Source organism: Longimicrobium sp. (assembly GCF_036280135.1).
GTDB lineage: Bacteria > Gemmatimonadota > Gemmatimonadetes > Longimicrobiales > Longimicrobiaceae > Longimicrobium.
Map to the genome: position 1 here is coordinate 1 of NZ_DASURI010000751.1, position 7,717 is coordinate 7,717.

The 7,717-nt window shown below is 69.2% G+C and carries 10 protein-coding genes; 3 read left to right on the forward strand and 7 right to left on the reverse strand.

The features are described 5' to 3' along the window. Window positions 1–211 precede the first annotated feature (211 nt). From VFZ20_RS24280 to corA, 3 genes are all read left to right on the forward strand, one after another. A complete protein-coding gene (locus VFZ20_RS24280; RefSeq protein WP_329686544.1) occupies window positions 212–769 on the forward strand; it encodes a hypothetical protein in 558 nt (185 codons plus the stop codon). Window positions 770–1,221: 452 nt separating this feature from the next. After that, the gene (locus VFZ20_RS24285) at window positions 1,222–1,590 is read left to right on the forward strand and encodes an SPW repeat protein (protein WP_329686545.1); all 369 of its coding nucleotides are present in this window, start codon (window positions 1,222–1,224) and stop codon (window positions 1,588–1,590) included. Then, window positions 1,565–2,629 (forward strand): magnesium/cobalt transporter CorA, encoded by a 1,065-nt coding sequence (gene corA / locus VFZ20_RS24290; RefSeq protein ID WP_329686546.1) that lies wholly within the window; start codon window positions 1,565–1,567, stop codon window positions 2,627–2,629. Before VFZ20_RS24285 ends, corA begins: the two co-directional genes overlap by 26 nt. Before the next feature lie 94 nt (window positions 2,630–2,723). On the opposite strand, the gene VFZ20_RS24295 is transcribed toward corA, so the two are convergent. From VFZ20_RS24295 to VFZ20_RS24325, 7 genes are all read right to left on the reverse strand, one after another. Next, a complete protein-coding gene (locus tag VFZ20_RS24295; protein WP_329686547.1) occupies window positions 2,724–2,924 on the reverse strand; it encodes a hypothetical protein in 201 nt (66 codons plus the stop codon). 106 nt (window positions 2,925–3,030) lie between these two features. Then, on the reverse strand, window positions 3,031–4,455 hold the full coding sequence (dacB, locus tag VFZ20_RS24300; protein WP_329686548.1) for a D-alanyl-D-alanine carboxypeptidase/D-alanyl-D-alanine endopeptidase: 1,425 nt from the start codon (window positions 4,453–4,455) through the stop codon (window positions 3,031–3,033). 14 nt (window positions 4,456–4,469) lie between these two features. Next, on the reverse strand, window positions 4,470–4,949 hold the full coding sequence (locus tag VFZ20_RS24305; RefSeq protein ID WP_329686549.1) for a hypothetical protein: 480 nt from the start codon (window positions 4,947–4,949) through the stop codon (window positions 4,470–4,472). A 137-nt stretch (window positions 4,950–5,086) separates the two neighbouring features. Next, on the reverse strand, window positions 5,087–5,506 hold the full coding sequence (locus tag VFZ20_RS24310) for a GNAT family N-acetyltransferase (RefSeq protein WP_329686550.1): 420 nt from the start codon (window positions 5,504–5,506) through the stop codon (window positions 5,087–5,089). Window positions 5,507–5,719: 213 nt separating this feature from the next. Continuing rightward, on the reverse strand, window positions 5,720–6,064 hold the full coding sequence (locus VFZ20_RS24315) for a hypothetical protein (protein ID WP_329686551.1): 345 nt from the start codon (window positions 6,062–6,064) through the stop codon (window positions 5,720–5,722). Beyond that, the gene (locus VFZ20_RS24320) at window positions 6,061–6,300 is read right to left on the reverse strand and encodes a hypothetical protein (protein WP_329686552.1); all 240 of its coding nucleotides are present in this window, start codon (window positions 6,298–6,300) and stop codon (window positions 6,061–6,063) included. Before VFZ20_RS24320 ends, VFZ20_RS24315 begins: the two co-directional genes overlap by 4 nt. A gap of 196 nt (window positions 6,301–6,496) precedes the next feature. Continuing rightward, window positions 6,497–7,147 carry a hypothetical protein gene (locus tag VFZ20_RS24325; RefSeq protein ID WP_329686553.1) on the reverse strand — a complete coding sequence of 217 codons (651 nt, stop codon included), beginning with the start codon at window positions 7,145–7,147 and terminating at the stop codon, window positions 6,497–6,499. Between the last annotated feature and the right edge of the window lie 570 nt (window positions 7,148–7,717).

A 7,717-nucleotide genomic window follows, 5' to 3' on the forward strand; every position in this document is an offset into this window, starting at 1 on the left:
CGCCATTGTGCGGCACATGCGCGAGCAGCGCCGTCCGCAGCAGGCCAGCGCCCCGGCAGAGACCCCGTCCGCCTCCCGCGCCCCCATCCGCTGACGCCGTCCGCGACGCGCCCCTGAAACGCGCCGCCGCCCGGCGGCGTACGAGGGCGCATCCACACGTCGTCGCCCGGCCGGAGCGCCGGGCCGCCACACGCGGGACCAGACCCAACTCATGCGCTTCCCCAGGCACCGCCGTCCGTTCGCCTACCTCACGCTCAACACCCGCCGTCGCCGCCGTGCTGCCGTCGCGGCGCTGTGGAGCGCATTCGGTGCGCACGTGGCCGTCAGCGCCCTGGGCGGCGACGGCGAGCTGGCCGGGTTTGGCGGCTTCGTCACGCTGCTGGCGGGGCTCGTCTGCATGTTCTCGCTGGCGGAGGCGAGCGGGCTGCGCGGCGGGTCCGCGCCGCTGGATGCACGGCGCCTCGCCGCGCGCGACCGCGCGTACTCCGCCGCCTTCCACGCCACGGGCTGGCTGATGCTGGCGCTGGTGGTCTACGCGGAGCTGGCGCTGCGCATTGACGCGCTCTGGCTGCCGAGTGATCCGCGTGGCGCCGTGGGCGCGTTCGCGGCGGTGGGCGTGGCCATCGGCCTGCTGCCCGTGTCGCTCATCGGGTGGGCGGAGCCGGACGAGGCGCCCGCCACGCCGCCGCTGGCGCCGACGCCCCCGCGCAAGCCGCACCGGTACGTGGGCACGCTGGACGACCGCGAGATCCAGCGCTGGCTGCACTGAGCCCTCACCCGGGCTCGGGGCCCTCACCCCGCTCGTTCCTCGCGTCCCTCTCCCGCACACTGCGCGGGAGAGGGTGTACACCCCGGCCCGTGCACGCCGGCGAGGTCCGCGCCACGGTGCACATGCGCCGGCTTCCGCCGGGGCAGTCCGCGAAGGCGGACTTCGTGCCGTTCCAGCGGCGATTTCAATCGCTCCTCGTCAATTCGCTCCTCTCCCGGCTCGGCCTCACCGGCTCGGGACCGCCATCGGCGTCCACGGTTCCGCATCGCCCGATCGTCCCTCCAACCGCACCGTCATCCCCGCCCAACATCAGCCGCCCCTGTGTTTTCCGGAGTTTTGACGCTACGTTGCCGTCCGGCCACGGAGCCCAGGCGGCGCGGCGCTTGCAAACCCGCGCGGCGACGGCGGTTGTGAACCCGGGACAAACCCTGCATTCTTCGGAGAGGGCAGCGATGCGACTTCCCACCCGCATCCATGGCATGCTGGACTACCTGATGGGCGCCCTGCTGATCGCCAGCCCGTGGCTGCTGGGGTTCGCGGACAACGAGGCGGCGCGCTGGGTGCCGGTGGTGCTGGGCGCCGGCGTGCTGCTCTACAGCCTGTTCACGGACTACGAGCTGGGCGCCGTGCGCAAGCTGCAGATGCCCGCGCACCTGCTGCTGGACGCCGTGGGCGGAATCCTGCTGGCCGCGTCGCCGTGGATCCTGGGCTTCGACGAGCGGGTGTGGATGCCGCACGTGGTGCTGGGCGCGGTGGAAGTGGTCACCGCCGCCATCACCAACACCGTTCCCGGGTATGAGCGTCGTCGAGCGGCACGCTGACGAGATCATCGATCCGCTCTGCGAGGACGAGTCCATCGCGGAGCCCCGCACCCGGATCCACGCCTACGGCGAGACGGAAACGGGTGTGCACGCCATCCCCCTGGCCACCGCGCTCGCCGCCATCCACCGGGGCAGCGCCGGCCGCCAGCCGCACGATCCGCCCCTGGTGTGGATCGACATTGCCGCGCCCGGCGTGCCCGAGGGCGAGTTCCTTCGCACGGAGCTCAAGTTCCATCCCCTGGCCGTCGAAGACACCGTCCGCGGCCGCCAGCGCCCCAAGATCGACCGCTATCCCGGCTACTACTTCCTGGTGATGTATGCCGCGCGCATCAACCAGGAGCGCGGCCGCATGGCGCTCAACGAGCTGCACGCGTTCATCGGGGCCAACTACGTGGTCACGGTGCACGACCACCGCATCGAGGAGCTCACGGAGGTGCTGGCGCGGTGGCGCGGCAACCCCGAGCGGTTCCGCGCGCCCGGCGTGCTGGCCCACGCGGTGCTGGACCTGGTGGTGGATGGATACTTTCCCGTCCTGGACCACTTCAGCGAGCGGGTGGCGGAGCTGGAGACGGGGGTGATGGAGCAGCGGCGGCAGAGCGAGGACATGCAGACCATCCTGGGAATGCGGCGCGAGCTGGCGCTGTTCCGGCGGATGGTGGGGCCGGAGCGGGAGCTGATCGGGTCGCTGCTGCGGCGCGACATCCCGTTCCTGCAGCCGGAGATGCTGCCGTACTTCCAGGACATCCACGACCACGCCATCCGCGTGGCCGAGGAGATCGACACCCTGCGCGACCTGCTGAACGGGGCCATGGAGGGCCAGCTCTCGCTGGCGTCCAACAACCTGAACGAGACCATGCGGCTGATGGCGGCGTGGTCCATCATCCTGATGGCCATGGCGTGGATCGCCGGCATCTACGGGATGAACTTCGACGTGATCCCCGAGCTGCACTGGGGCTATGGCTACCTGTGGGCCCTGGGACTGATGGTGGCCGTGGGCGCGGCGCTGTTCGCGTACTTCAAGCGCAAGGGCTGGATCTGAACTGAAGTGCGAAAGTGCGAAAGTGCGTGAGTGCGAAAGTGAAGAGGCCCGGCGCGGACGCCGGGCCTCTTTGCATTGTGCATCTCCGGGTGGATCAGCAGTCGCAGTAGCACTCGTTGCCGATGCACTCGCCGCCGCATCCCGTTCCACACATGGCCCTGCACTCGTGCCACAGGCAGATGCCCTCGCGCGTATCCGCCGCCACGGGAGCCGCGAACGCCTGCGCCGCGCCGAACGCCAGCGACACCGCCGTGGCCGCCGCGAGCACGCCGCGCGTAAGGATGCTTCCCTTCATCTCCGTCCTCCCTGTGTGTGGATGGATAACGTCCGGAAAGGAGAAAGATACCAGGCATGAAGCGGCCCGGAAAGCGTCCTCTGCTTTCCGGGCCGGATCGGACGGATCAGCGGCGGTACGTCGCCAGCAGGTTGCCCAGGTTCTGCTGCACGCCGCGGGCCCCGCCCGTGTTGCGGCCGTTGTAGAGGAACGAGAAGACCACGTTCTCGCCGCTCGCCGTCTTCACGTACCCGCTGAGGGTGCGCACGTCGTTGATGTAGCCCGTCTTGGCGTGCAGCACGCCCTGCGCGGGCTGCCCCACGAACATCCGGTTCATGGTGCCCCCGCGGTCGCCCGCGATGGAGAGCGACTCGTGAAAGCGCGCGCCCCACGGCTGCTTGTGGGCAAAGATCAGCGCGCGCACCAGGCCGTTGGCGCTCGTGCGGTTCTGCGCCGAAAGGCCGCTGCCGTCCGCCTGCCACAGCTGCCCCCACGGCACCCCGGCCCGGTCGTGAAAGAACACCGCCGACGCCGCGCCGCCGCCCGTGAACGTGCCGTGGCCCGTGGACTTGGCCACGGCCGCCTTCCACAGGTGCTCGGCAAAGAAGTTGTCGCTGTGGCGGCCCAGCTGGAACGTCATGTCCATCAGCGGGATGGAGAAGTGCCGGTGCACCACCGCCGCGCCCTGCGGCGTCTGCGCGATGCGCAGGGGGCCGGCCACCTGGATGCCCGCCTCGCGCAGGGCCTGCCGCAGCGCCGCGCCCGCCAGCCACGCCGGCTCGAACGCGCCCACGCCAAACCGCCCCCGCGAGCCGCCGCGGATGCGCACCGTGTCCTCGTCCGGCTTGCGGACGGCGTACGCGTTGGCGCCGCCCCGCGCGCCGTTGATGATGGGGATCTCCGGCACGTCGGGCTCGCGCATGAAGCCCTCGCCCTGCCCCGGCGTCATGCGCACCCACAGCATGTTGCGGTTGAACGGCAGGCCGCTCACCGTGGGCGCGTAGCGCGCCGCCCCGTTGCCCGTGTCACGGGGCCAGTCAGGGCCAAAGTTCTGCCGGTCGTGGACGTACGGGTCCGCGATGACCCCGCCCTGGATGGAGCGCACGCCCATGCGCTGCAGGGCCGCCGCCATCTTGCGCGGCGTGGTCATGGGGTCCTTGTCGTAGTCCGGGTAGCCGAACGCCGGGTCCCCGGAGCCGCGGATGACCACGTCACCGCGCAGCACGCCGCCCTCCACGGGGCCCGTGACCAGCACGTCCGTGGGAAAGCGGTAGTCCGGGCCCAGCACGGCCAGCGACCAGATGGCGCTGTAGACCTTGTTGTTGCTGGCCGGGATGATGGCGCTGTCCGCGTTGATGGCGAACAGCGGCTCGTTGCGGTCCAGCGACCAGGCCAGGATGCTCCACTCGCCGGGATTGGGCACCATGGCGGCCGCCTGGGCCTGCAGCGGGCCGGTGCCCGTCTGGGTGCCCGCGCGGCCGGCGAGCAGCGCGCCGCCCACCAGCGCCAGGGCCAGCGCGCCGGGGACGGCGGTGCGTCGGATGGACTTCATCGTTGGTACGGCTCCTACGAGCGTGCGGTCGTGGACGGCGGAACGGGGATGCTTCCCTCGCTGGGCGGCGCGGCGCCGCCGCGGCCCGTGTCCATCGTCTCCAGCATGCGCTGCTGCATGCGGAACGACGACCGCGTGTTTTCCTCGATGTCCATCATCAGCACGAACACGCCCGCGATGGCGAACATCAGCATCGCCACCACCACGCTGCTCACGAAGATGATGGCGCTCTGCGTGCCCGACTGCCCGTCGTCGCCCAGCGTGCCAAACAGCACCAGCGCGCCCAGCAGCAGCACCAGCACGCCCAGGAAGCGAAGCGCCGCCAGCAGCGTGCGCAGGCCGCTGTATCGCGTTTCCACGCCGGCCAGGCGGCGGGGGGTACGGCGCTCCTTGAGCAGGTTGCCGCACTTGGGGCACTTGTCGACGGTCGGATCATCCACCACCGTGCCGCAGCGCGTGCACTGGACCGGGGTGCTGAACAGGTGCAGGGACATGGGCCTTGGCGCCGGGTGCGAGTGCCGCCGGGTGCCGTGCAAGGCAGCCCGGCGGCGTGTGATCCTGCGTTGATCGGGTGCACGCGGGGAGAGCAACGCCCGTGCCACGCGCGAGGCTCGTCGCGACCGCGGCCGGTCTAGGCCGCCCGGGCCCTCCTGGGCGCACGCAGGTCAAGTCGCATGCTGACGCTCAGGGTCGCCATATCCCGATTCTCGGCGGTCCACGCGTCGATGCGTTGCCGCTGCATCGCCTGGTTGGTTGCGAAGCCCTGCTTCTCGTACCAGGGGACAAGATCCGGCTGGGCATCCAGAATGACGTAGCGACAGCCGACGCTCGCGGAGAGCTCCCGGGCGAACTGGTTGAAGTCCGCCACGAGCTCGCTTCCCAGCCCACAGCCCTGAAAGCGGCGGTCCACGCCCAACTGCGCCAGGAGCAGCGCACTCACGACCTTGTAGGGGATGGAGCGGGGTTTCTCGCGCGTCCCGAGCACGAACGACGTCATGCACGCGGTGGCAAACGCCGCAAAGACGCCCTTCGCGTAGTACAGGTACGTCACGGAGAGCCGCTCCTCCTGGTCACGCCAAGGCAGAATCGTACAGGAAGCGGTTCTGCGCCTCCCGTCCGCAATCGAACCCCGGAGGCGGTGGCTCGTCCAATTTACGCGGGACGAACTCGTTTGCTACCGAATCAGAGGGTCGCATCGGTTTCCTTGGGGAAAAAGATGCGGGCGGGCCACTGTCGACCCGCCCGGCCTGCTTCTCGGAGCAAATCAGCCCAGCTTCGCCGCGTCCGCCTCGACAGCGAGGCGCTTGCGGATCTCGGCCCGGCGGTCCATGCGCTCGAACATGGCGAGGCGTTCGGGCGTGTCTGGCGACCCGTTCCGGATCTCCTCCAGCACCTCGGCCGAACCCTCGGGTGTGAGGACGGTGACGCCCTCCAGGTACCAGGGAAGCTCCATGGTCTCGTGCTCCTGACCGCGCACCGGTTCCGGCGTCGACACAGGATCGATGCCGCGAACACCATTCCGCCGCACGCCAGCCATGAAGCGCATTCGCTCGAACGTTGCCCGGCGCTCGGGTGTCATCGGCGAGCCGTTGATGATCTCGTCGATCACTCCCGCGAGCCCTCCTCGTCCAGGACCACGGGCTCGTCCGGGTGATGCAGGCCGCGCGCGATCTCTGCCCAGCGGTCCCGCGCCTGGCCTGTCGGCTGTGAACGGTCCAGGCGCAAATCGGCTTCCGCTGTCGAGACGCGACGATCCGCGCGCCCGCGCAACCGGGCCATCAACGCGCCCAGCAGCGAGACGCGCTCGCGAGATCCCGCGATCCCCCTTGCATGCTCGTGGTGCATCCGCGCCTCCTCGTCTGTAGCTGCGGTCGGTGTCCGGACCAACGATCATCACGCCGTGGACACCTGTCAACGGAGCGTGCGAACACGGCCAGCGCGGGAACAGTCACCCCACCAAAGCCGCCGCGTACGTCACTCCTCCAGGTCCACGTACCGCACTAGGTCCCGCAGCAGCGGGCGGCTATCCATCTCACGACAGTCACAGGTCGAACAGCTCGGCGATTCGGTGATCGACTCGGGCCGCCGTTTCCGCGTCCACGATCGCGAGCGCTGCGGCTTCCACGTCCGTTGGATGATAGACCGTCTGAATCATTTCGATCGCCAACGCAACAGGCGTGGGATCTCCGAAGAGAGCGTGGAGCCAAGCCTTGCCTTCAACCACTACGTCGAGCTCGCTCTGCTCGTAGTCCTGCAGATCCAGGATCGGAACCACCAGTTGATAACGCTCCTTGCTGGAGTAGGACGGCTCGGTCACGATCAGGCCGTATGCAACATCGATCTGGCTGCGAACGGCCTCCGAAAATCGGACAATCTGGCCTCGCCAGCCCCGAGGAGTCGTTCTTGGATCGCTCCCGATCCCGAGTGCTTTTCGCAACTGGTGGCGCAGGTCCGCGAGCTCGCGAACGATGCGCCCCACCCGACGCTGCATCTCCTCCGTCGATGCGCCTACCAGACGGGACGGGTAGATGTACGTAGTGCGGTCAAAGCCGGTCCGCCCGGTGCGGCCGTAGTGCGTCAGGGAGGGCTGCAGGAGAAGGAACGCGGCCCCGAACGCCGCCTCCGTCGCCTGTGAACTGGCGTAGGCGAGGACACCCGCATCGTCCGCATCCTCACAGGGGGTCAGGAGCACGTGCCGTCTCCCCTTCATGTCACCACCCGTCCATCGCGTCCGGAGGAAGGAACCACACTTCACCGGGATGACGCATGAGTTCCTCCAAGGAAAGAGAAAGGGCCCGGAGACAATCTCCCGGCCCTCGATGAATGTGCGGCATGATGGTGATCAGCCAGCCTTGCGCCGCTTGGCGAGCTTTTGGCGCATGGCGCGAAATCCGAGCGCACGCGCCTCCAAAAATCCTTCGTGATCAGGCGGCGGTGTCGTATCCAGCCCCGCGTCCGAGCCCCGCGTCCGACGGACGCTTGTCCGCTCTTTCGCCCGATACGTGGACCCACAGGGCCTGGCGTCCACGGACGGGGATCGCAGTTCCGTACGGGCCCCGTCGGTTGCTCCGGTGCTCACCGGCGGGGCAAGGCGATTCGAGTCCATCGGTACTCCAGGGAAAGTGGGGCCGTCGGCAAAGGATGACCGTGAACTCAGGCCGTGTCAACGGAGCGTGCGAACACGGCCAGCGCGGGAACAGTCACCCCACCAAAGCCGCCGCGTACGTCACTCCTCCAGGTCCACGTACCGCACCAGGTCCCG